This window comes from Roseovarius sp. (genome assembly GCF_040219995.1).
Classification (GTDB): domain Bacteria; phylum Pseudomonadota; class Alphaproteobacteria; order Rhodobacterales; family Rhodobacteraceae; genus Roseovarius.
Window position 1 is genome coordinate 72,447 of record NZ_JAVJUC010000039.1, and the last position, 21,652, is coordinate 94,098.

The following is a 21,652-nucleotide window of genomic DNA, read 5'->3' on the forward strand; positions in this document are numbered from 1 at the left end:
GATCAGAGCCCCGCCTCGGCCTCGATATCACGACGCGGTTTGCGGGCGCGTTCGGTCGCGGATTTCAACTGCCCGCAAGCGGCCATGATATCCTCGCCGCGCGGCGTGCGGATGGGGCTGGCATAGCCCGCCTTGTAGATGATGTCGGCAAACCGCTCGATCCGCTCCCAGTCGCTGCGCTGATGCGGCGCGCCGGGCCATTCGTTGAACGGGATGAGGTTGATCTTGGCCGGAATGCCCTTGATCAGCTGTACCAGACGGCGGGCATCGGCATCGCTGTCATTCACGTCCTTGAGCATGACATATTCAAACGTGATACGCTCGGAATTCGACAGGCGCGGATACTCGCGCAGCGTGTTGAGCAATGTCTCGATGTTCCATTTCTTGTTGATCGGCACCAGCCGGTCGCGCACCTCGTCGGTGGTGGCGTGGAAGCTGACAGCGAGCAGACAGCCGATTTCCTCCGCCGTCATGGCGATCTCCGGCACCACGCCACTTGTCGACAGCGTGATCCGGCGCCGCGACAGCGAAATCCCCTCGCCATCCATCGCGATCTTCATCGCGTCGCGCACATTGTCGAAATTATAAAGCGGCTCACCCATGCCCATCAGCACGATATTGCTGATCAGACGCGGACGCTCGCCTGCACCCTCGCCCGGTTTGGGCCATTCCTCCAGATCGTCGCGCGCCAGCATCACCTGACCGATGATTTCTCCGGCGGTGAGGTTACGCACCAGCTTTTGCGTGCCGGTATGGCAGAACGAACAGGTCAGCGTGCAGCCCACCTGAGAGGAAATACACAGCGTGCCCCGGTCGGTCTCGGGGATATAAACCACCTCGACCTCATGGCCGCCCGCGATCCGCACAAGATATTTGCGGGTGCCATCGGCGCTCACCTGTTTGCTGACCACCTCGGGGATCTCGATCACGAATTTTTCGGCCAGATCGGCGCGATAGGCCTTGGCAAGATTGGTCATCGCGTCAAAGTCGCGCACGCCCCATCCATAAATCCATTGCCAGATCTGATTGACCCGCATCTTGGCCTGCTTTTCGGGCGTGCCATGCGCGATCAGCACCTCGCGCATCCGGTCACGGGTCAGCCCGACCAGATTGATCGGCCCGTCGGGCAGCTTGCGGGGAATGGTCATCACGTCCTGCGTGATCGGTGCGGTCTGTGTCATGGCTCTTTCGCGCGTCTGAGGGAATGTCACGTCATATAGGGGTTTGGTGCCGATTCCAAAACCTCTTTACGCCAGGGCGCGGGTGATGAGCCATTTTGGTCACCCGGCGCAGGGAAGGTCCGCAATGCAGCGGTACAGCGTCTGTTGGGTACACCTTTATCTTGCCAACTCAGTAAAGCAGCATCGCAATGCGCGGCGGCCGTTGGCCGCGTATCGCGCAGGTGCTTCAATCAAATGTCGGGAAGCGGTCCCTCATGGGGATGGCTGCCCGCACACCGGTCGTCTCGAACCCAAAAAACGCGCCCGCAGAGGGTCAGCCCCCTGCGGACGCGCCATGACACCAAGCTTGACGAGGTTAGTCTTGGAGCTTGGAGGTCAACTCGGCCTGAAGATCGGGATCGGTCTGCGCGATCTCCAGGATTTCGACATAGCGATCAACCTCGATATCCGGGGCGTCTTCGACGGCCTGCGTCATCTCGGCCTGCGCCTCGTCGATCAGCGCCTGCTTCTCGGCTTCGTCCGTGACGTCCTTGAGCCGCGTACCGTAATCCTGTTCGATAGCGACAACGTCCTTGAAGGCGACAACAAAGGCGTCGAGTTCTGCCTCGGACACCTCTGCCTGTGCGTTGCTCTGCTGTGCCATCGCGGGCAGCGTGGCGACCGGTGCAACGGCGAGGGTCAGCGCCGTAACGGCGGTGGTGAGCATCTTGGCTTTGGGCATTTCAATCTTCTCCGTCGTTGTTACATGCGCCACTCAACCTAAATGGCATGTGTTTCGCCGCAAATCGGGGACGCGGGAAGTTGCCGATGCGGCGTGAGGGGCCGCGAAACCGTGTTGAACATCCCGAGACGCACGATACGTTCGGTGTCATGATCACTGCACCCAGCCAGATCGGCGCAGTCTGCGTCGCGGCCCCGCCTCGCCCCGTCATGGACGGCCTTTCGTTTCGTCGGCTTGGCGGTCAGGTCAGGGACATGCTTTTCGGCCTTGTGCTGTCGCTCTTTGCGACCGTGATCGTCTATGCCGAGGAGATGCCGCAAGGCTGGGTGCCAGAGGTTCTGGTATTGCCCAGTGACGCCGAGGTGCAGATGGATCGCGCCATCGGCTCCAGCATCCGGATGTTTTCATTCAGCACCGCCACCGACGTCGAAGAGCTGTTCGGAGACTGGTCGGCCGCCCTTGAGAGCGAAGGGTACAGCATCCGCCCGCAACGGGCGGAGCTGGAAGAAACGGCAATCGAATTCTCGGGCCGGAACATTCTGAATGCCAAGATTGCGACCGAGGTGGCCAGCGGCGGCGACCGCGTAGTGATCACCTTTGATGCAACGCTTCAGTAGCGGATTTGCCACCGACGCAATACCGACAGAATACCGACGCGATACAGCCCCTCATCCCAGCCGTGCCACACGCTCGTGACACGGGCAGGTGACGAGGTGGTCGTTGACCATTCCCACCGCCTGCATGAAGGCATAGACGATGGTGGGGCCGCAGAACTTGAAGCCGCGTTTCTTCAGATCTTTTGAAATTTTTACGGAAAGATCGGTCTGCGCAGGCACCTCTGCAAGGGTCTGCCAACGGGTCTGAACAGGCCGCCCGCCAACATGATCCCAGAGGTAACGGTCAAAGCCCTGTTCGGCCTCAATCGCCTGCCAGGCACGGGCATTTCCGATGGTCGCCTCGATCTTGCCCCGGTGCCGGATGATGCCCGGATTGGCCAGCAGCCGGGTGACCTCGGCCTCCCCCCAGCCCGCGATGATATGCGGGTCAAACTCCTGAAAAGCCTCGCGAAAAGCCTCGCGCTTGCGCAGGATGGTGATCCAGCTCAGCCCCGCCTGAAACCCGTCGAGAATTAGCTTTTCCCAAAGCGCGCGACTGTCATATTCCGGCACGCCCCATTCATGGTCGTGATAGGCTTCATAGAGCGCGTCCGCCCCCACCCAACCGCACCGCTCCATGCCCTGCCCCCGTGATTTCGTTCAAATTCGCTCTTTAAACTGTCCTTAAGGGATCTGCCCCAATTTGGGAACACGCCAGTCTCGGAGGGCAAGATGGGCAAGACACGCAAATGGGCCGATATACCGACAGGCCACGATAACCCGCTCACCTATGCAGTCTCGGCCCGGGATCGCTCGGTGCTCGAGATGGTTGATCAGGCGGTGCGCCACAAGCAGGTGATGCTCGCCTACCAGGCGGTCGTCACCGCAGGACAGCCGGACAGGCCCGCCTTTTACGAGGGGCTGATTCGCGTCATGGATGCGACAGGAAGGGTGATTCCCGCACGCGATTTCATCACTCAGATCGAAGTGACGGAAACCGGGCGCGTAATCGACTGTCTCGCGCTGGAAAAGGGTCTGCGCACGCTGACCGAATACCCCGACCTTAGACTGGCCATCAACATGTCGGCGCGCTCCATCGGCTACGGACCTTGGCTGCGTATTCTTAAGAAGAGGCTGTCAAACGATCCGACCATCGCCGAACGGCTGATCCTCGAAATCACGGAAAGCTCTGCCATGCTGGTGCCGGAACTGGTCACCGGCTTCATGACCGACTTGCAACGCAAGGGCATCGGCTTTGCCTTGGACGACTTCGGTGCAGGCTATACTTCCTTCCGGTTTCTCAAGGAGTTCTACTTCGACATTCTCAAGATCGACGGACAGTTCATTCGCGGTATCGCCCGCAATCCCGACAACCAGGTGCTGACCGCCGCGCTGCTGAGCATCGGGCAGCAATTCGACATGGTGACCGTCGCCGAAAGCATCGAGAGACCCGAGGATGCCGCCTATCTCACCGCGCTCGGGATCGACTGCCTGCAAGGCTATTATTTCGGGGCCCCCACGATCCGCCCGCCCTGGCTCGACGAGACCCTTGACCGCGCAAGCGCGTGAATGTGACACTCCGTCCGTTGCCGCAGCGCGGCATCTGCGATATGACGCGACGTAACGGCGGAGGAGACGGCGGGGTGCGCATTCCAATGCGGCGGCCCCGATGGCATCCTCGGCCCGGGCAAATCCTGGTGGAGGACACTAATGACCAATGTAGTAATCGCATCCGCAGCACGCACCGCTGTCGGGTCTTTTGGCGGCGCGTTCGCCAACACCCCCGCGCACGATCTGGGCGCGGCCGTTCTGGAGGCTGTGGTCGCGCGCGCGGGCATCGAAAAATCCGAGGTCAGCGAAACGATCCTCGGTCAGGTCCTGACCGCCGCACAGGGACAGAACCCAGCACGTCAGGCGCATGTCAATGCCGGGCTGCCGGTCGAATCCGCCGCCTGGGGCATCAACCAGGTTTGTGGATCGGGCCTGCGCGCCGTGGCCTTGGGTGCGCAGCACATCCAGCTGGGCGATGCCAGCATCATCTGCGCCGGCGGGCAGGAAAACATGACGCTCAGCCCCCATGCCGCGCATCTGCGCGCCGGGCACAAGATGGGCGACATGAAATATATCGACACGATGATCCGCGATGGTCTGTGGGATGCGTTCAATGGCTATCACATGGGCCAGACCGCCGAGAACGTCGCGGAGAAATGGCAGATCAGCCGCGATCAGCAGGACGAATTCGCCGTCGCCAGCCAGAACAAGGCCGAAGCCGCGCAGAAGGCGGGCAAGTTCGACGACGAGGTGATCGCCTTCACCGTCAAGACCCGCAAGGGCGATATCGTTGTCGACAAGGACGAGTACATCCGGCACGGCGCGACTATCGACGCGATGTCCAAGATGCGCCCGGCCTTCACCAAGGACGGATCGGTTACGGCGGCCAATGCCAGCGGCCTCAATGACGGGGCCGCCGCCACCTTGCTGATGAGCGCCGACGAGGCCGAACGCCGTGGCATCGAGCCGCTGGCGCGCATCGCCTCCTATGCCACCGCCGGGCTCGACCCGTCGATCATGGGCGTGGGCCCGATCCATGCCTGCCGCAAGGCCCTGGAAAAGGCCGGGTGGAGCGTCGGCGATCTCGACCTCGTGGAGGCGAACGAGGCGTTTGCCGCGCAGGCCTGTGCGGTCAACAAGGACATGGGCTGGGACCCGTCGATCGTGAACGTCAATGGCGGTGCGATCGCCATCGGTCACCCCATCGGAGCCTCGGGCTGCCGGGTTCTGAACACGCTCTTGTTCGAGATGCAGCGCCGCGGGGCCAAGAAGGGCCTTGCCACGCTCTGCATCGGCGGTGGCATGGGCGTCGCGATGTGCATCGAGCGTCCCTGAGCCGGGGCGCGGGGGATGACAGGAAAGGGCGCCCCGGGCGCCCTTTTTCATGCCGCACCCTGCATCGCGGAGATTTTACCGCGCAACAATGTTGCGCTTACCCCATCAAGAAGATAACCAAGTTACCAACGCATTAGCCAGATTGGAGGATACCATGGCAAGAACTGCACTCGTCACCGGAGGATCGCGCGGAATCGGCGCCGCCATTTCAAAGGCGCTCAAGGCCGACGGATACACCGTCGCCGCGACCTATGCCGGCAACGATGAGGCCGCCGCCAAGTTCACCGAGGAGACCGGCATCAAGACCTACAAGTGGAACGTCGCCGACTATGACAGCTCCAAGGCCGGGATCGAACAGGTCGAGGCCGATCTGGGCCCCATCGAAATCGTGGTCGCCAACGCCGGCATCACCCGCGACGCGCCCTTTCACAAGATGACGCCGGACCAGTGGAATGCCGTGATCGACACCAATCTCACCGGCGTGTTCAACACCGTGCACCCGGTCTGGCCCGGGATGCGCGAGCGCGGCTTTGGCCGAATCGTGGTGATTTCCTCGATCAACGGTCAGAAAGGACAGTTTGCACAGGTCAATTATGCCGCCACCAAGGCGGGCGATCTGGGCATCATCAAGAGCCTGGCACAGGAAGGCGCCGCCAAGGGCATCACCGCCAACGCGATCTGCCCCGGCTATATCGCCACGGAAATGGTGATGGCGGTGCCGGAAAAGGTGCGCGAATCGATCATCGGCATGATCCCCGCCGGTCGTCTGGGCGAGCCCGAGGAAATCGCCCGCTGCGTCAGCTTTCTTGTCTCGGACGACGCAAGCTTCATCAACGGCTCGACGATCTCGGCCAACGGCGGTCAGTTCTTCGTCTGATCCGACCCGCGACAGCGCACGAAAAAGGGCCGGTCCATGGTGACCGGCCCTTTGTTATCCACGTCTATCTGGCTGCACTGTCAGGCGTTTTCCGACAGGCGCTCGATCTCTTCCTTGATCTTCAATTTCTGTTTCTTGAGGTCCGCGATTTCCAGCGTGCTGCTGCCCGGCGCGCGCTGCGCCTCTTCCACCTTTTCCGAGAGCGCGTGATGTTTCTTCTTCAGTTCTTCAATATGCGAACTCAAGCTCATGGGCAGTCTCCTCTGATATGGATGCGTCTTAAATCGACATGGGAATTGCAGCATATTTTTACAATACTGTCACGCTGCGTCTGCGAGATAAGCGGGAGTTTTCCGACTGGATTTGACTCAACTCAGCCGGGAAAGGACAAACCTGCCGCATCTCTGAGCACTGCGGAGATCGCGGGTGTGTAATCCTCGCCGTCGCGGCCATGCGCGGCCCCTGCGTGCAGGCATGGCCCGTCATGCAGACGAAATTCCGCGCGCCCGCCCTTGCGCCCGCGCATCAGGACAAGGCGCGCGGCCCGCCCCTGCCGGGGGATGAGCGGCAGAACCTCGAGCGATCCCAGATGCGCGGCCATGGCGGGGATCAGGTCGGGCAGGCGGTCGGCGCGCTGCACGACGGTCACCTGCCCCTTGGGCGCGGCACGGCGCGCGGCGGCGGCGACCCATTCGGCAAGGGCACAGGTTTCACCCATGCCATGCTCGCGCCCAGGATCGCGGGCCGGGGTGCTGGCGGCACGGTCGAAATAGGGCGGGTTGGCGATGACATGGTCGAATTGGCGCTGCCGCAGGGGGGGCGGCATGTCGGTCAGATCGCCGGTGAAGACCTCGAGGGCCTGATCATTCTCTGTGGCATTCCGCCGCGCCAGATCGGCATAGGCGGGCTGTATCTCCAGCCCTGCGAGGGCAAGGCCCGGCACCCGCGCGCCCAGACAAAGCGCCGCGATGCCAGAGCCGCAGCCGAGGTCGAGCACGTTCTGTCCGGCCCGCGCCGGGATGCTCGCGGCCAGAAGCACCGGGTCGATGCCCGCACGATAGCCCGCGCGGGGCTGCGCGATCCGCAACCGCCCGCCGAGAAAGGCATCGCGGCTCAACTCCTCGTCGGCAAAGCGCTCAGTCCTCAAGCGAGAACCCGTTGTCGATCAGCGCCTCGCGCGCGTCGGCGTAATCGGCATCCGCCACCATCAGGCGGCGCGGGAAAATCCCGATAGAGCCTTCGAGGATGCTCATATTTACGTCCATTTCAAAGCAGTCTATACCCTCGCCCTGAAGCAGCGCCTGAGCGAAGGCCATGGATGCGGGATCGTTGGTGCGAAGAAGCTGTTTCATATGGCTGACATAAGGGCACCGCGCGCTATTTGTCGAGCAGTGTTGACGGGAGTGTTATGGGATTGGACGAGGTCGCCACGAAACCGCATGAAGCCCTGGCCGCGCATCTCGCGGACAAGATGGAGGCGGTCAATACGCTGATCCGGGCGCGCATGGCCTCGCGCCACGCGCCGCGCATTCCCGAGGTTACGGCACATCTGGTCGAGGCGGGCGGCAAGCGGCTGCGTCCGCTGCTGACGCTGGCAAGCGCGGATCTGTGCGGCTATGCGGGCGAATATGACGTGCATCTTGCGGCGACGGTGGAGTTCATCCACACTGCCACGTTGTTGCATGACGACGTCGTGGACGAGAGCGCGCAGCGCCGGGGGCGGCCCACGGCGAACCTGCTTTATGACAACAAATCCAGCGTTCTTGTGGGCGATTACCTCTTTGCGCGCGCTTTTCAGTTGATGGTCGAGACCGGCTCGGTGCGGGTGCTTGATATCCTTGCCAATGCCTCTGCTACGATTGCCGAGGGTGAGGTGCTGCAACTGAGTGCGGCGCGCGATCTGCGCACCGATGAGAGCATCTATCTTCAGGTGGTGCGCGGCAAGACGGCGGCGCTTTTTTCGGCGGCGACCGAGGTGGGCGGCGTCATCGCAGGCGCGCCCGAGGATCAGGTGCAGGCGCTCTTTGATTACGGCGATGCGCTCGGGGTCGCGTTCCAGATCGTCGATGATCTGCTCGATTACGAGGGCGACGCCAAGGCGACCGGCAAGAATGTCGGCGACGATTTCCGCGAGCGCAAGCTGACCCTGCCGGTGATCAAGGCGGTGGCGGCGGCCTCGGACGACGAACGGGCCTTCTGGAAGCGGTGCATCGAGAAGGGGGATCAGCGCGACGGCGATCTGGAACACGCGCTCGATCTGTTGCACGCGCATGGTGCGCTAGAGGAGACGCGGGCGGATGCACGGGCATGGGTCGCCAAGGCGCGCGCCTCGCTTGCCCGGATGCCCACCCATCCGGTGCGCGACATGCTCGACGGGCTGGCGGATTACGTGGTGGCGCGGATCAACTGAGCCGGGTCGGCATGACCCACCAATCGGGGTGGTCGCGGCGCAGCTTGTGGGCGGCCTGTTGCGCGGAGTGTGGATCGGGATAGAGCCCGAAACAGGTGGCACCAGATCCGGACATGCGGGCGAGCGCGCAGCCCTCGGTCGCCGCAATTTTCTCCAACACATCCGCGATCACCGGAGCCTCGGCAATGGCCGGTTCCTCCAGATCGTTGCGCTGTGTGGCCAGCCAAAGGAGCAGGTTCTCGGTCGTATGCCAGCCCGGCAGACGCTCGGGCATTGCCAGGTTATCGCGCCGCACCAGCCGTTTGAAGATCGCGGGCGTCGAGACGGCGACACCCGGATTGACCAGCACCGCGTGCAGGAGCGGCAAACGCGCCAGCGGGGTGATTTCTTCGCCGATGCCGCGCATCCGCGCGGCGCGGGCGAGCAGGCAGACCGGCACATCGGCCCCGAGGCTCAGCACGTCATCGGGCAGTCGCGCGCCTGTGAGACGCGCAAGCGCGCGCAGGCAGGCCGCCGCATCGCTCGACCCCCCGCCGATCCCGGCCGCGGCGGGCAGGTGTTTGTCGAGGGTGATTTCAGCCTCGGTCCCCATCAGTGCGGCGGCGCGCAGTACGAGGTTCTCGGGACCATCCGGGATACCTGCCGCCATCGGACCGACAACCCGCAGACATGCCCCACCGGGCCGCACCGTCACGCGATCCCCGATATCGGCAAACACGACGAGCGAATCGAGCAGGTGGTAACCATCGGCGCGACGACCTGTGACATGCAGTGTCAGATTGACCTTGGCCGGGGCAGGTTCAGTTATTGGCCGGGACGGCATTCACGGCCCTCAGCGGCTCAGCGCCTTCTTCCTCCAGCACCTGATCGAGACCAACCTCCAGCTTTCGGCGCACGCGATCGGCGTCGAGATCCGGCGACGGCTCGCTTTCATGCAGCGACAGGGCGCGCCGCCACTGAAACCGCGCCTCGCCCTTGCGCCCGACGGCCCAGAGAACGTCGCCCAAGTGATCGTTGACCACAGGGTCGGTGGGCATCAGCTCGGCGGCGCGTTCCATCTGCACAATGGCCTCGTCATACCGGCCCAGACGGTAGTAGACCCATCCAAGACTGTCGACGATGTAGCCGCTGTTCGGCTGTGCCGCGACGGCGCGTTCAATCATGCCGAGCGCCTCGTCGAGATTGATGTGCTTTTCCACCATCGAGTAGCCAAGATAGTTGAGTACCTGCGGATGATCAGGGTTCAGTTCGAGCGCGCGGCGGAAATCGGCTTCGGCCTCGGGCCAGTGATCGAGCCGCTCATGGCTGATCGCGCGGGCGTAGTGGACGAACCATTGCGGATTGTCGCGCTCCTCCAGCAGGGTGACGGCACGGTCATAGGCCTCGACCGCCGCCGCGTAATCCTCTTGCGATCGGTGCAGATCCCCAGCCGCGACATGTACATTGGCCAGATCGGGATAGGTCTGCGCCAACTGGTCTAGCACCTCTGCCGCCGCGTCAGGCTTGTCCGCGCGGCGCAGGACCTCGGCGCGCCCCAATTCGGCCACGTGATAGGAGGGGTGATCGCGCGGTACTTTTTTGTAGGCAGCGATGGCGAGATCGTGTTGTTCCATATCCTCAAGCAACTCGGCCACCGTGATCACAGCGTCTACATGACTGGGCCGGATCGCTTCGGCGGCCCGCGCATAGAGCAGAACGAACTCGTCATTGGCTTCTTGCATCAAGGCGCGGGCAAGCGAGAAAAACACCTCTGCGACGCCGTCCTTTGGCCCCGACACCACGTCGAATGGCACCGTCTCATCGGCCTCAATCTTCGCGCGCAGGGAAGTGATCTCCGGGTCAGGATCCCCGCCGAACGTATCATCGATCAGGCCAAGCGCGCGCTCGTACTCGCCCAATTGGCTTAGTACCTGCGCCCAGGCCATGACACCGCGTCGCGTGGCTTGGACCGGGCCATCCTCGTCTCCGGCAAATACCTCATCGGCACCCTCGAAATCTCCGACGGAAGCGAGCGCCAGGGCTTTTTGATAAAGCGCGAAGCTGCGCAATCCGCGCTCCTCAGCGACGGCGTCGAACCGGGCGAGCGCTTCGGTCATGTCGCCCTTGCCGAGATAGGCCCAGGCTGCGATGAGCCCATCCGCCAGATCGCCCGCGCCACGCTTGTCCTGTAGCCGCGAGAGCAACCCCTCCCACTCGGCCTTGCTTGCCTGATTGGCCAAAAGTGCAACTTGCGCCACCTGACTGCGCAACCCATCCGCCTCGATCTTGCGGGCCACGGCGACGGCTCTGTCCAGCTGACCGAGCGCCAGATAGGCGATGGTCGCGTTTTCCAGCATTGCGGGGTTCGACGGATCCTGCGCCAAAGCCTGCGCGTAATACTGCGCTGCAGCCGCGAAATCGCCCACGACACGTGCCTGACGGGCCGCAAGATAGGCGCCGGCTGGTTCTTGCGCCAGGACAGGCAGCGGCATCGCCTGCAAGAGTGCTGTGAGTGCGAGGGCCGAGAGGGTTCTGATTTTCACGCTGACCTGCCTTTTATCGCGGGAGTTTCGCACAAAGGTAATATGCAAGCCCCCCCAAGGCAATGCGGCGCGACCCATTTGCCGCGCCGCGCCCCCGATCTCACGGGATGGTTACATGTTCGGATAGTTCGGCCCGTCCCCGCCCTGCGGTGTGACCCAGTGGATATTCTGGCTGGGATCCTTGATGTCGCAGGTCTTGCAATGCACGCAGTTCTGGAAGTTGATCACGAAACGCGGCTCCTTGCCCTCTTCGTGCACCACCTCGTAGACAGCCGCCGGGCAATAACGCTGTGCGGGCTCCGCGTATTTCGGCAGATTGACGCTGATCGGCACGTTCTTGTCCTTGAGCGTCAGATGCGCAGGCTGATTTTCCTCGTGATTGGTCATCGAGAAACTGACATTGGTCAGGCGGTCAAAGCTCAACTTGCCATCGGGCTTGGGGTAGTCGATCTTCTTGTGGGTCTCGGCCAGCCCGGTGGCCTCGGCATCGGTCTTGCCATGCTTGAGCGTGCCCAGAAGGCTGAAGCCTACGGTATTGGTCCACATGTCGAATCCGCCCACGGTGAGCGAGGCCAGAAGGCCATATTTGGACCAGAGCGGCTTGACGTTGCGCACCTTTTTCAGGTCTTTGCCGATCGCGCCGGTGCGCACCTCGGTCTCGTAATCGCCAAGTTCGTCACTGGTGCGGCCAGCCTTGATCGCCTCATGCGCCGCCTCCGCCGCTGCCTTGCCCGAGAGCATGGCGTTATGGTTGCCCTTGATGCGCGGCACGTTGACCATGCCGACCGAACAGCCCAGAAGCGCCACGCCCGGGGCCACCATCTTGGGCATCGACTGATAGCCGCCTTCGGTGATGGCGCGCGCACCGTATGCCACGCGCTTGCCGCCTTTCAGCAGTTCCGCGACCATCGGGTGATGCTTGAAACGCTGGAACTCCATGTAGGGGTAGAGATGCGGGTTCTGGTAATTCAGATGCACCACGAAGCCGACATAGACCTGATTGTTCTCAAGGTGATAGATGAAGGAGCCACCACCGGCATTGCTGCCAAGCGGCCAGCCCATCGTGTGCGTGACACTGCCCTCGCGATGCTTGGCAGGGTCCACCTCCCAGATCTCTTTCATGCCGAGGCCGAATTTCTGCGGCTCGAGGCCCTTGGAGAGGTCGTATTTGCCGATCACCTCCTTCGCGAGGCTGCCACGCACGCCTTCGGACAGGAACACATATTTGCCGTGCAGCTCCATGCCCGGCTCATAGCTCGGGCCGGGCGTGCCGTCCTCATTGCGACCGAACTCACCGGCCACGACGCCCTTTACTTCGCCGTTGTCGCCATAGACCATCTCCGAGCAGGCCATGCCGGGGAAAATCTCGACGCCCAGTTCCTCGGCCTGTTCGGCCATCCAGCGGCAGACATTGCCCATCGAGACGATGTAATTGCCGTGGTTGTTCATCAGCGGAGGCATCGGCCAGTTGGGGACGCGCACCTTGCCGCCTTCACCCAACATGTAGAAATTATCCTCTCGCACAGGCGTGTTGATCGGCGCGCCCTTTTCTTTCCAGTCGGGGATCAGCGCATCGAGGCCGCAGGGATCGAGCACCGCGCCCGACAGGATATGGGCCCCCACCTCGGAGCCCTTTTCCAGCACCACGACCTGACAGTCGGCATCGAGCTGCTTCAGCCGGATCGCGGCAGACAGACCGGCAGGCCCCGCCCCTACGATCACGACATCGTATTCCATCGCTTCGCGCGTCATATCCGTCATCGACATCATCCTTTTTTCGGGGCGCATCACGGGCCAGTGCCGCCACGCAACATTGTTGCGAGAGTGACTAGCCCGCCCGCGCGTCAAGCGTCAATTGAAACACGACGTTAAAACCGCTTGAAACCGGCAATTTGTCACGGCCCTGCGCCTGAATACGCCTGCCTTAGCGATCCACTATTGCAATCGAAGCCCGCATTCGTGCAATCTGATCCAAATTCTGAAACGAGACTGACGGGGCCAGCAAATGCGCGGCCCCGCTTCTGACAATGGACGCGTGAAATGGAAAAAATCCCGATGACTGCAGGCGGCCATGCCGCGCTGGAAAAAGAGCTCAAGCAGCTCAAGTCGGTTGAGCGGCCCGCCATTATTCGCGCCATCGCCGAAGCGCGAGAACATGGCGACCTGAGCGAGAACGCCGAGTATCACTCGGCCAAGGAAAAGCAGTCCTTCATCGAGGGCCGGATCAAGGAGATCGAGGGCATCCTGAGTCTCGCCGAAGTGATCGACCCCGCGAAACTCTCGGGCTCGATCAAGTTTGGCGCGACGGTCACGCTCGTTGACGAGGATACCGACGAGGAAAAGACCTATCAGATTGTGGGGGAACATGAGGCCAGTATCGAAAACGGCCTTCTGAACATAAAATCGCCAATTGCGCGCGCCCTGATCGGCAAGGAAGAGGGCGACAGCGTCGAAGTGCGCACTCCCGGTGGTGATCGCGCCTATGAGGTGATAAAGGTCGTTTATCTCTGACAGGCAACCACATCATGCCCCCACGCACGCAACCCAGCCCCATGTCGGGGCGTCAGGACAGGCCCCAGGCGGACCGTCTGACCGTGATCGAGGTGATTGCGGTTGCGTTGTCCTTGATATGGCTGGCAGGAACGGGGCTGTTTTTCCTCGTGCTCGCACCACAGGACAGCGTGGATAGCGCGCTGCAATTCGTGATCGTCCTGATTGCCGTTTTCATGCCCGTAGCCATGATCTGGGTCGGGGCAACCGCAGCGCGCGCAAGCCGCGTGATGCGCGAGGAAAGCACCCGGCTACAGGCGGCAATTGACGCTATCCGCGACGCGTATCTCAATCAAAATCAGTTTCTCGGCCAAACCGTGGATAAGACGGTCAGCCAAAAGCTGGACGAGATCGTGGCGGCACAGCGAAAGACCGAAACCACCCTTGCCACGTTTTCTTCGGTGCGCACTCACGAGGCCGAACCGCGCCCGGTACTGGCCCCTGCCCCGTCACCGTCCGGTGCTGATGATCAAGTTGCCCTGCCGCTAGGCACGCCCGCCGAAGAGATACAGGCGCCTCTGGGCCGGGCGGATTTCATCACGGCGCTGAATTTTCCCGAGAATCCCGACGACAAGGCCGGTTTTGCGGCACTGCGACGCGCACTCAAAGACCGTCCCACGGCGCAACTCATCCGGGCCGCGCAGGACATTCTCACGTTGATGTCGCATGACGGCATCTACATGGACGATCTGCGCCCCGACATGGCCCGCCCCGAAATCTGGCGGCGTTTTGCCGATGGCGAGCGGGGGCGGACCGTGGCTGCACTTGGTGGCGTGCGCGACCGGTCATCACTGGCGCTGACAGCGGCTCGGATGCGGCAGGATGCGATCTTTCGCGATGCGGCGCACCACTTTTTGCGGCTCTTTGACAGGATGGTCTCGCAATTCGCCGAGACCGCGACGGATGCCGAGATATCAGATCTTTCAGAAACCCGCACAGCGCGGGCCTTCATGCTATTGGGACGAGTGGCCGGCACCTTTGACTAAGAGCAGAGCGAACAGACAACTCGCTGTTTCTCTTCGGTAAAGATACTCAAATCCGGATGTGTGAACGGCCTCTATTGCCCCGTGCCCATTTCCGCGTCATGATGCGCGACTGAGGGAGATATGAGCGATGCGCAAGTTTCTTGTGGTGCTGGATGACAGCCGCGAATGCCTGAACGCCATGCGCTTTGCGGCGATGCGCGCGGCGCACACGCAGGGTGGTGTTGCGATTCTGTCGGTGATCCCACCAGAGGAATTCAATCACTGGATCGGTGTCGGTGACATCATGCGCGAAGAAAGCCGAGAGCGCATCGAGGCGCATTTCGAGGTTTTCGCCAAATGGATGCGTGACAAGCAGGGCATTGATCCTGAACTGGTGATCCGAGAGGGCGAACCGGTGTCTGAGATAATCGCGCAGGTCCATGACGACCCGGATATCGGCGTGCTGGTTCTGGGTGCCGGGACCGGCAAAAAGGGGCCCGGGCCGCTGGTGACGCAGCTGACCAAGAATTCGGGCACCCTGCCTATACCGATCACTATCGTGCCAGGTGATCTGAGCAAGGAACGGCTTGAGGCGATCACCTGACAAAAGGGGGCATCAATAAGCTGAGATCGCAGTGTCCCCGGTGCCAAGCAGTTTAGAATCGTTCCAATCCTTGACTTGCGCCAATGGGGGGCGCATATCTGGGAGCAAGCACGAAAGGGGCGCGCCATGTTCATCCAGACCGAATCCACTCCCAATCCCGCCACGCTGAAGTTCCTGCCCGGGCAGACCGTTCTGGACGCAGGCACCGCCGATTTTCCCACTGCCGATGGCGCAGAGGTGTCGCCGCTGGTCGAGCGCATCTTCAAGGTTCCGGGTGTCGCGGGGGTATTCCTCGGCAACGATTTCGTGACCGTGACCAAAGGCGACAGCACCGAGTGGGACCATATCAAGCCCGCGATTCTCGGGGCGATCATGGAGCACTATCAATCCGGTCAGCCGGTGATGATCGGCGAGGGCGGCGGCGCGTCGGGCCATGCCGAACATAGCGGTGAGGATGCCGAGATCGTCGGCCAGATCAAGGAATTGCTCGACACCCGCGTGCGCCCCGCCGTGGCACAGGATGGTGGCGACATCACCTTTCACGGGTTTGAGCGCGGAGTCGTCTACCTGCATATGCAGGGGGCCTGCGCCGGCTGTCCGTCCTCGACCATTACACTGAAGATGGGCATCGAGAACCTGCTGCGCCACTATATCCCCGAGGTGACCGAGGTGCGCCCTGTCGGTGTCTAAGCCGCTCATCCTGGGATTTGACACATCGGCCGCGCACTGCGCGGCCGCTTTGCTATGCGGCGACCGGGTTCTGGTGGCCCGCGCCGAAGAAATGGGTCGCGGGCAGGCAGAACGCCTCATGCCGCTGCTGGAAGAGGTGCTGGAAGAGGCCGGAAACACATGGCGCGATCTGTCCCTTATCGCCGTTGGTACAGGCCCCGGAAATTTCACCGGCATCCGGATTTCCGTTGCCACGGCGCGTGGGCTGGCGCTGAGCCTTGGCATCCCCGCGATCGGTATCAGTACGCTCGAGGTGATCGATGCAGGCGCTGAGCCTGGCACGCCCTGCGTTCCGGCGCCGCGTGCTCAGGGCTACGTGCAGCGTGTCGGCCAAGCGCCAGAACTGGTGGCGATGGCGGATGTTCCTGACGCGCTGCTACCCCCGCTCCCCGCTCTGCTGGCCGAGCGGATCGCCCGGCTTGCGACTCGTGCCCCGGATAACGGCCCGCCCCCGGCGCCGCTTTACGTGCGGCCTGCTGATGCGGCCCCGGCGAGGGACGTGCCTCCGGTGATCCTCGATGGCGCCTGACCAGATGGCGACCTGCCACGCACGCGCCTTTGCCGGTCAGGGGCGGGCCTGGTCGATGGCGGAATTCGCCGGTTTGTTGGAAAGCCCGCTGGTCTTTGCCGTGGGGGATGCCCGCGCCTTCGCTCTTGGCCGGGTAATCGCGGATGAGGCGGAACTGCTGACGCTGGCCTGCGATCCGGCGCATCGTCGCAAGGGGCTGGGGCGGGCTAGGCTCGCCGGTTTCGAGGCCGAGGCACGGGCGCGCGGCGCTGTGACGGCGTTTCTGGAAGTGGCGGCGGATAACCTGCCGGCCCACGCATTATACGAGGCAGCGGACTACGCAGAGGTCGCCCGGCGCGCGGGGTACTATGCGCGCGGGACAGTTGGTGCCCTGATATTGCGCAAGGCGCTCTGAACGAGGCGCGCGCCCCTCAGGCAGCGGCGAACAAATCCGCATAATCGGCGCGCAGCATGTTCTTTTGCACCTTGCCCATCGTGTTGCGCGGCAATTCGTCCAGCACGATCAGGCGGCGCGGATGCTTGAAGCGTGCAAGGCTCTGCGATGCGGCATCGGCAATCGCATCAAGGTCAAGCGTTTCGCCCTTTTGCGGCACCAGAAAGCCCACCACCGTCTCGCCAAAATCAGGATGCGGCACGCCCACCACGGCGCTTTCCAGCACGCCGGGTTGGTCATCGAGCAGCAGTTCGATTTCCTTGGGATAGATGTTGTAGCCGCCCGAGATGATCAGATCCTTGTTGCGCCCGACGATCTGCAGATAGCCCTGATCGTCGATCAGCCCCAGATCGCCGGTGATGAAGAACCCGTTGTCGCGCAACTCCTCGGCAGTCTTTTCGGGCATGTTCCAATAGCCCTTGAAGACATTGGGGCCGCGCACTTCGATGAGGCCGATCTCGCCCTGCGAGAGGGTCTCGCCGGTCTGCGGATCGGTGATCTTGAGATCCACGCCCGACAGCGGAAAGCCCACCGTGCCCGCCCGGCGCGCGCCGTCATAGGGGTTGGAGGTGTTCATGTTGGTCTCAGTCATGCCGTAGCGTTCGAGGATGCGGTGGCCTGTGCGTTCCTCGAACGCCACATGCGTTTCGGCCAGAAGCGGGGCCGAGCCAGAGGTGAAGAGCCGCATATGCGCCACCAGATCGCGGGTGAAGCGCAGATCGTCCAGCAGGCGGGTGTAGAAGGTCGGCACGCCCATCATCGAAGTGGCGCGGGGCAGTTGCGCGATCACCGTGTCCACGTCGAATTTCGGCAGGAAGATCATCGACCCGCCCGCGAGCAGGATGATATTGGTGGCCACGAAGAGCCCATGGGTGTGAAAGATCGGCAGCGCGTGCAGCAGCACGTCCTCGGCGCTGAACCGCCAGTAGTCGACCAGAACCTCGGCATTGGACAAGAGGTTGGTCTGCGTCAGCATCGCCCCCTTGGAGCGGCCCGTGGTGCCGGAGGTGTAGAGGAACGCCGCGAGGTCGTCGCCCGCGCGCGGGGTGGTCTCGAACGTCTCGGGCAGGTCACGCGCCGCGGCGGGCAGGGTGCCGGTACCGCCTGCATCGAGCGTCATCAGCGCCGCGCCCGCCGCCTCGGCCATGGGGCGGAGCGCGTCGGATTTGGCCGGGTCGCAGAGCAGCAGTTTCGCGCCGCTGTCGCTGACGAAATACGACAGCTCATCGCCGGTATAGCCAGTGTTGAGCGGCAGAAAGACGATGCCCGCCTGCACGCAGGCGGCATAGACCGCAAGCGCCTCGGGCGATTTCTCGATCTGCGCCGCGAGCCGGTCGCCTGGCGCAAGCCCCGCCGCGCGGAACGCATGGGCATAGCGCGCGGTCAGCCGCAGGAACGCATCGTAGCTGAGCGTTTGCCCGTCGCCGAGATGGAGAAACGGGGCGCTGCGGCCCGCATGGCGACCGAACAGCGTGTCATAGAGAGGGTTGGCCATGGTCTTGTCCTTCATTCCGTCATCTTGGCGGCTGCTGAGGCGAGGGCAGTCACCTCTGACGAGGCGGCAATCTCGCCCGAGGCCGCAAATCGTTCGTGGTTTTGCGAAATCTGGCGCAGGTCGTAAAGGTAATTCACCATCACACCGCCCGATTGCTTTTGCCCGTTGGGCGAAAGATCGGCACCGGCATGGATCGCATGGACCGACGCGCCGTTGCCGAGGTGAAACCGCGCCACCGGGTCATAAGGCCCACCCTTGTCGCGCTTGGCATGGAGAAGGTACTGCGCTGTGATCTGGCGGCGGGTGTCGGCGTCTTCGGGAATCGTCTTGTCACGCTCCGACAGCCAGCGGGTGAGGCCGGGAATCGGCGAGAGGGTGACGAAGGTCTTGAGATTGGGCAGTTCCTGTGACAGGTCCGCCACCACCTGCTTGATCAGCGAGTTGCCGAAGGAAATGCCCGCCAGCCCCGACTGGCAGTTGGAGATCGAATAGAACACGGCGGTGTCGGCGGCGTCGGGCGCAATGGCCGCGCGCTCGTCCGAGAGCACGTCATGGATCGCGCCGGGCACCCCGCGCGTGAGCGCCACCTCGACGAAAATCAACGGCTCGTCGGGCATCGCCGGGTGGAAAAAGCCGAAACAGCGCCGGTCGGTCGGCTGCAACCGGCGGCGCAGGTCGTCCCAGCTGTCGATGGCATGTACCGCCTCGTAGGCGATGATCTTTTCCAGTACATCCGCCGAACTGGTCCAGTTGATCGGACGCAGCACCAGAAAGCCGCGATTGAACCACGAGGCGAAGAGGTGCTTGAGATCGAGATCGACCACCGAAAGGCCCGGATTGTCACGCGTAAGCCGCAAGAGGTCCGAGCGCATCGCCACAAGCTGCGCAGTGGCCCCCGGCACCTGGTTGAGGCGGCGGGCAAGCTCCTGTCGCGGCGGCTCTGCCGCGCTCATGAAGGCACGGTAGGTGTTTCGGTCAGGCTTGGTCTCAAACGCATCGAGCGTGTCGCGCACCGCCTCGGGGTCAACACCCATATCCTGCGTCAGGAACTCAAAAAACGCCAGTTTGCCCGCATCGTCCATGCCCGCGTACCGATCAAGGATCAGCCGGGAGAGCGCCATGCCAGACACCTCACCGGAACTGCCCAGAAGGTCACGGCAAAGCGCCTCGATGCTGCGATTTTGCCGGTCAGGTTCGGCGGCGCCGCGATAGCGCCGCTCGAACACCGTTGAGAGAAGATCCGCCAGTACGCTCATCAGCCCAATCCCATCACTGCATTCGGCAACCATGTGGCCAGTCCGGGGAACAGGCACAAGAGGATGATCGCGAGGATCATGCAGCCGACATAGGGCAGCGAACCGACGAGGATCGTCTTGAGCTTGATATCGGGCGCGATGCCGTTGATCACATAGAGGTTAAGGCCCACGGGCGGCGAAATCAGGCCGATCTCCATGTTGATGGTCAGCACCACGGCAAACCAGATCGGATCGAACCCGGCGGTGGTGATGATCGGCAACAGGATCGGGGCTGCCATCAGGATCACCGCGACGGGCGGCAGGAAGAAGCCTGCGATCAGCAGAAAGACGTTGATCGCGCCCATGAGAATCCACCGGTTGACGTCGAGCGTGCCGATCCATTCCGCGATGGATTGGGTGATGAAGAGCGAGGACAGCATGTAGGAAAACACCCCCGCCGCCGCGATTATGAAGAGGATCATCACGCTTTCACGGGTGCTGTCACGCAGCACCACCCAGAGCGCGCGGGGATCCCACAGCTTGTAGATCACCATGGCGATCACGAGGCACAGCAGCGCGCCGACGGCTGCAGTCTCGGACGGCGTGGCGATGCCGCCATACATCGCGTAAAGCACGCCGAGGATAATCGCGAGGAACGGCAGGACGCGGGGCAGGATCTCGAATTTCTGCGCCCAGGTATAGGGTGTTGCGCGCAGCAAGTTCACATCGCCCGAGCGCCATGTCTGGTAGAGCGACCACGCCATAAAGAGCGCGACCAACAGCATGCCCGGAATGACCCCCGCCAGAAACAGGCGGCCAATCGAGGTTTCCGTCGCGATGCCATAGACAATCATCGTGACCGAGGGCGGGATCAAAATACCCAGCGTGCCGCCCGCCGCGATGGAGCCTGCGGCGACGGAGTCGGGGTAGCCGCGCTTGCGCATCTCGGGGATGCCCATCTTGCCGATGGCGGCACAGGTGGCGGGCGAGGAGCCGGACATCGCCGAAAAGAGCGCGCAGGCCCCGAGATTGGAGATCACGAGGCCGCCGGGCACGCGGGTGAGCCAGCGTTCCAGCGCCTCGTAAAGGTCGGCGCCGGCCCGGGTCGAGGCGATGGAGGCCCCCATGATGATGAACATCGGAATCGACAGCAGCGCGAAATTATCAAGCTTGCCAAAGAAGATTTCCGGCATGAGTTCGAGCGAGCGCATGCCGTCGAAGACGATCAGGAAGCCGCCCGAGACGATCAGCAGGCCGAGCGCGACCGAGACACCGGAGAACAGCACGACGATTGTCACGATGGCGACAATGAGGCCAAGCAGAAGCGGATCCATCAGGCGTCCTCCAGTCCGAACGGGGTGTCGATATCGAGGATGAGGGCCACGAGATCGGCCACCAGTTGCAAGAGAAACAGGGCAAAACCCACAGGAATGGCCAGATACGGAATCCACAGCCGCACCGCCCAGATGGTGTCGGAGGTCCAGCCGCGCGCCCAGGCGAAATGCCAGAATTCATAGCCATACCAGAGCATGACGCTGACCACGGCAATGGAGAGCGACAGCGTCAAAACCGCCAGCCCCTTGCGCATCCGGCGCGGCAGGGCGAGCGGTATCAGGTCTACGTTCACATGCCCGCGCAAGCGTTGCACATAAGGCAGACCCAGCAGGGTCGCGGCGATCATGAGATAGATCACCGCCTCGGTTTGCCAGATGGTCGATCCGTTCATCACGAAACGGATCCAGATCATCTGACAGGTGATCAGCACCGCCGAGACGATCATGCCCGCCGAGACCCAGCCCGCGAGGCTCGATATCGCGGCGACGGCACGCAAGAAGGGGTTGTTGCCGGTGCGCGCAACGGCGCCCGAGGTCTGGCCAGCCATTTGTCACTCCTGATGGTGGTCGGAATTTCAGTGGGGG

24 protein-coding genes are annotated in these 21,652 nt (G+C 62.7%); 11 read left to right on the forward strand and 13 right to left on the reverse strand.

Annotated features, from left to right (window positions below; all coding sequences use genetic code 11):
• Positions 1 to 2: 2 nt before the first annotated feature.
• On the reverse strand, positions 3 to 1,181 hold the full coding sequence (gene rlmN / locus RID11_RS16005) for a dual-specificity RNA methyltransferase RlmN (RefSeq protein ID WP_350140971.1): 1,179 nt from the start codon (positions 1,179 to 1,181) through the stop codon (positions 3 to 5).
• A 355-nt stretch (positions 1,182 to 1,536) separates the two neighbouring features.
• A complete protein-coding gene (locus RID11_RS16010) occupies positions 1,537 to 1,902 on the reverse strand; it encodes a DUF4168 domain-containing protein (protein WP_350140973.1) in 366 nt (121 codons plus the stop codon).
• A 149-nt stretch (positions 1,903 to 2,051) separates the two neighbouring features.
• Between RID11_RS16010 and RID11_RS16015 the strand changes: the two genes are divergently transcribed.
• The gene (locus RID11_RS16015; protein WP_350140975.1) at positions 2,052 to 2,519 is read left to right on the forward strand and encodes a hypothetical protein; all 468 of its coding nucleotides are present in this window, start codon (positions 2,052 to 2,054) and stop codon (positions 2,517 to 2,519) included.
• 51 nt (positions 2,520 to 2,570) lie between these two features.
• Here RID11_RS16015 and RID11_RS16020 read toward each other — a convergent pair whose 3' ends face one another.
• Positions 2,571 to 3,137: a DNA-3-methyladenine glycosylase I gene (locus tag RID11_RS16020; RefSeq protein WP_350140977.1), complete on the reverse strand. Its 567-nt coding sequence runs from the start codon at positions 3,135 to 3,137 to the stop codon at positions 2,571 to 2,573.
• 93 nt (positions 3,138 to 3,230) lie between these two features.
• Here RID11_RS16020 and RID11_RS16025 point away from each other — a divergent pair, with 93 nt between their 5' ends.
• From RID11_RS16025 to phbB, 3 genes are all read left to right on the forward strand, one after another.
• The gene (locus tag RID11_RS16025; RefSeq protein ID WP_350140979.1) at positions 3,231 to 4,067 is read left to right on the forward strand and encodes an EAL domain-containing protein; all 837 of its coding nucleotides are present in this window, start codon (positions 3,231 to 3,233) and stop codon (positions 4,065 to 4,067) included.
• 141 nt (positions 4,068 to 4,208) lie between these two features.
• Positions 4,209 to 5,384, forward strand: coding sequence for an acetyl-CoA C-acetyltransferase (locus RID11_RS16030; RefSeq protein WP_350140981.1), 1,176 nt, complete (start codon positions 4,209 to 4,211; stop codon positions 5,382 to 5,384).
• Between the two features lie 154 nt (positions 5,385 to 5,538).
• On the forward strand, positions 5,539 to 6,261 hold the full coding sequence (phbB, locus tag RID11_RS16035) for an acetoacetyl-CoA reductase (RefSeq protein ID WP_324413723.1): 723 nt from the start codon (positions 5,539 to 5,541) through the stop codon (positions 6,259 to 6,261).
• Between the two features lie 80 nt (positions 6,262 to 6,341).
• Here phbB and RID11_RS16040 read toward each other — a convergent pair whose 3' ends face one another.
• From RID11_RS16040 to RID11_RS16050, 3 genes are all read right to left on the reverse strand, one after another.
• On the reverse strand, positions 6,342 to 6,512 hold the full coding sequence (locus tag RID11_RS16040; RefSeq protein WP_324413721.1) for a YdcH family protein: 171 nt from the start codon (positions 6,510 to 6,512) through the stop codon (positions 6,342 to 6,344).
• Positions 6,513 to 6,634: 122 nt separating this feature from the next.
• Positions 6,635 to 7,408: a tRNA1(Val) (adenine(37)-N6)-methyltransferase gene (locus RID11_RS16045; RefSeq protein WP_350140984.1), complete on the reverse strand. Its 774-nt coding sequence runs from the start codon at positions 7,406 to 7,408 to the stop codon at positions 6,635 to 6,637.
• Positions 7,398 to 7,613, reverse strand: a complete 216-nt coding sequence (locus tag RID11_RS16050; protein ID WP_324413717.1) for a putative signal transducing protein — start codon at positions 7,611 to 7,613, stop codon at positions 7,398 to 7,400. Before RID11_RS16050 ends, RID11_RS16045 begins: the two co-directional genes overlap by 11 nt.
• Positions 7,614 to 7,669: 56 nt before the next feature.
• Between RID11_RS16050 and RID11_RS16055 the strand changes: the two genes are divergently transcribed.
• Positions 7,670 to 8,671: a polyprenyl synthetase family protein gene (locus RID11_RS16055; RefSeq protein ID WP_350140987.1), complete on the forward strand. Its 1,002-nt coding sequence runs from the start codon at positions 7,670 to 7,672 to the stop codon at positions 8,669 to 8,671.
• Here RID11_RS16055 and RID11_RS16060 read toward each other — a convergent pair.
• The 3 genes from RID11_RS16060 to RID11_RS16070 all read right to left on the reverse strand — a co-directional run bounded on the left by RID11_RS16060 (position 8,664) and on the right by RID11_RS16070 (position 12,954).
• Complete coding sequence (locus tag RID11_RS16060) at positions 8,664 to 9,479, reverse strand: 4-(cytidine 5'-diphospho)-2-C-methyl-D-erythritol kinase (protein ID WP_350141017.1); 816 nt, start codon at positions 9,477 to 9,479, stop codon at positions 8,664 to 8,666. The two genes, RID11_RS16055 and RID11_RS16060, sit on opposite strands and share 8 nt — an antisense overlap.
• Positions 9,472 to 11,193, reverse strand: coding sequence for a tetratricopeptide repeat protein (locus RID11_RS16065; protein ID WP_350140989.1), 1,722 nt, complete (start codon positions 11,191 to 11,193; stop codon positions 9,472 to 9,474). The genes RID11_RS16060 and RID11_RS16065 overlap by 8 nt, the downstream gene beginning before the upstream one ends.
• Before the next feature lie 111 nt (positions 11,194 to 11,304).
• The gene (locus tag RID11_RS16070) at positions 11,305 to 12,954 is read right to left on the reverse strand and encodes an electron transfer flavoprotein-ubiquinone oxidoreductase (RefSeq protein WP_350140991.1); all 1,650 of its coding nucleotides are present in this window, start codon (positions 12,952 to 12,954) and stop codon (positions 11,305 to 11,307) included.
• A 279-nt stretch (positions 12,955 to 13,233) separates the two neighbouring features.
• Here RID11_RS16070 and greA point away from each other — a divergent pair, with 279 nt between their 5' ends.
• The 6 genes from greA (at position 13,234) to RID11_RS16100 (ending at position 16,964) form a co-directional block, all read left to right on the forward strand.
• A complete protein-coding gene (gene greA / locus RID11_RS16075; protein ID WP_050662076.1) occupies positions 13,234 to 13,704 on the forward strand; it encodes a transcription elongation factor GreA in 471 nt (156 codons plus the stop codon).
• A gap of 14 nt (positions 13,705 to 13,718) precedes the next feature.
• Entirely contained in the window at positions 13,719 to 14,729 is a 1,011-nt protein-coding gene (locus RID11_RS16080) for a hypothetical protein (RefSeq protein WP_350140993.1), read from the forward strand.
• A gap of 127 nt (positions 14,730 to 14,856) precedes the next feature.
• Entirely contained in the window at positions 14,857 to 15,312 is a 456-nt protein-coding gene (locus RID11_RS16085; RefSeq protein WP_350140995.1) for a universal stress protein, read from the forward strand.
• Positions 15,313 to 15,438: 126 nt separating this feature from the next.
• Positions 15,439 to 16,002, forward strand: coding sequence for a NifU family protein (locus RID11_RS16090; RefSeq protein ID WP_350140997.1), 564 nt, complete (start codon positions 15,439 to 15,441; stop codon positions 16,000 to 16,002).
• The gene (gene tsaB / locus RID11_RS16095) at positions 15,995 to 16,570 is read left to right on the forward strand and encodes a tRNA (adenosine(37)-N6)-threonylcarbamoyltransferase complex dimerization subunit type 1 TsaB (protein WP_350140999.1); all 576 of its coding nucleotides are present in this window, start codon (positions 15,995 to 15,997) and stop codon (positions 16,568 to 16,570) included. Before RID11_RS16090 ends, tsaB begins: the two co-directional genes overlap by 8 nt.
• Complete coding sequence (locus RID11_RS16100) at positions 16,560 to 16,964, forward strand: GNAT family N-acetyltransferase (protein WP_350141003.1); 405 nt, start codon at positions 16,560 to 16,562, stop codon at positions 16,962 to 16,964. The genes tsaB and RID11_RS16100 overlap by 11 nt, the downstream gene beginning before the upstream one ends.
• Before the next feature lie 16 nt (positions 16,965 to 16,980).
• Here RID11_RS16100 and RID11_RS16105 read toward each other — a convergent pair whose 3' ends face one another.
• Genes RID11_RS16105 through RID11_RS16120 form a run of 4 tightly spaced genes read right to left on the reverse strand, consistent with a single transcriptional unit; the run spans position 16,981 to position 21,615 of the window.
• On the reverse strand, positions 16,981 to 18,498 hold the full coding sequence (locus RID11_RS16105; RefSeq protein WP_350141005.1) for a malonate--CoA ligase: 1,518 nt from the start codon (positions 18,496 to 18,498) through the stop codon (positions 16,981 to 16,983).
• Between the two features lie 11 nt (positions 18,499 to 18,509).
• The gene (locus RID11_RS16110) at positions 18,510 to 19,754 is read right to left on the reverse strand and encodes a malonyl-CoA decarboxylase (protein WP_350141007.1); all 1,245 of its coding nucleotides are present in this window, start codon (positions 19,752 to 19,754) and stop codon (positions 18,510 to 18,512) included.
• Positions 19,754 to 21,067: a TRAP transporter large permease gene (locus RID11_RS16115; protein WP_350141009.1), complete on the reverse strand. Its 1,314-nt coding sequence runs from the start codon at positions 21,065 to 21,067 to the stop codon at positions 19,754 to 19,756. Before RID11_RS16115 ends, RID11_RS16110 begins: the two co-directional genes overlap by 1 nt.
• Positions 21,067 to 21,615 carry a TRAP transporter small permease gene (locus tag RID11_RS16120; protein WP_297771824.1) on the reverse strand — a complete coding sequence of 183 codons (549 nt, stop codon included), beginning with the start codon at positions 21,613 to 21,615 and terminating at the stop codon, positions 21,067 to 21,069. Before RID11_RS16120 ends, RID11_RS16115 begins: the two co-directional genes overlap by 1 nt.
• Positions 21,616 to 21,652: the final 37 nt, after the last annotated feature.

Coding starts and splice junctions, on each gene's coding strand:
- rlmN (WP_350140971.1), bottom strand. CDS start 1,181: ATGACACAGACCGCACCGATCACGCAGGACGTGATGACCATTCCCCGC.
- RID11_RS16010 (WP_350140973.1), bottom strand. CDS start 1,902: ATGCCCAAAGCCAAGATGCTCACCACCGCCGTTACGGCGCTGACCCTC.
- RID11_RS16015 (WP_350140975.1), top strand. CDS start 2,052: ATGATCACTGCACCCAGCCAGATCGGCGCAGTCTGCGTCGCGGCCCCG.
- RID11_RS16020 (WP_350140977.1), bottom strand. CDS start 3,137: ATGGAGCGGTGCGGTTGGGTGGGGGCGGACGCGCTCTATGAAGCCTAT.
- RID11_RS16025 (WP_350140979.1), top strand. CDS start 3,231: ATGGGCAAGACACGCAAATGGGCCGATATACCGACAGGCCACGATAAC.
- RID11_RS16030 (WP_350140981.1), top strand. CDS start 4,209: ATGACCAATGTAGTAATCGCATCCGCAGCACGCACCGCTGTCGGGTCT.
- phbB (WP_324413723.1), top strand. CDS start 5,539: ATGGCAAGAACTGCACTCGTCACCGGAGGATCGCGCGGAATCGGCGCC.
- RID11_RS16040 (WP_324413721.1), bottom strand. CDS start 6,512: ATGAGCTTGAGTTCGCATATTGAAGAACTGAAGAAGAAACATCACGCG.
- RID11_RS16050 (WP_324413717.1), bottom strand. CDS start 7,613: ATGAAACAGCTTCTTCGCACCAACGATCCCGCATCCATGGCCTTCGCT.
- RID11_RS16055 (WP_350140987.1), top strand. CDS start 7,670: ATGGGATTGGACGAGGTCGCCACGAAACCGCATGAAGCCCTGGCCGCG.
- RID11_RS16070 (WP_350140991.1), bottom strand. CDS start 12,954: ATGACGGATATGACGCGCGAAGCGATGGAATACGATGTCGTGATCGTA.
- greA (WP_050662076.1), top strand. CDS start 13,234: ATGGAAAAAATCCCGATGACTGCAGGCGGCCATGCCGCGCTGGAAAAA.
- RID11_RS16080 (WP_350140993.1), top strand. CDS start 13,719: ATGCCCCCACGCACGCAACCCAGCCCCATGTCGGGGCGTCAGGACAGG.
- RID11_RS16085 (WP_350140995.1), top strand. CDS start 14,857: ATGCGCAAGTTTCTTGTGGTGCTGGATGACAGCCGCGAATGCCTGAAC.
- RID11_RS16090 (WP_350140997.1), top strand. CDS start 15,439: ATGTTCATCCAGACCGAATCCACTCCCAATCCCGCCACGCTGAAGTTC.
- RID11_RS16100 (WP_350141003.1), top strand. CDS start 16,560: ATGGCGCCTGACCAGATGGCGACCTGCCACGCACGCGCCTTTGCCGGT.
- RID11_RS16105 (WP_350141005.1), bottom strand. CDS start 18,498: ATGGCCAACCCTCTCTATGACACGCTGTTCGGTCGCCATGCGGGCCGC.
- RID11_RS16110 (WP_350141007.1), bottom strand. CDS start 19,754: ATGAGCGTACTGGCGGATCTTCTCTCAACGGTGTTCGAGCGGCGCTAT.
- RID11_RS16115 (WP_350141009.1), bottom strand. CDS start 21,067: ATGGATCCGCTTCTGCTTGGCCTCATTGTCGCCATCGTGACAATCGTC.
- RID11_RS16120 (WP_297771824.1), bottom strand. CDS start 21,615: ATGGCTGGCCAGACCTCGGGCGCCGTTGCGCGCACCGGCAACAACCCC.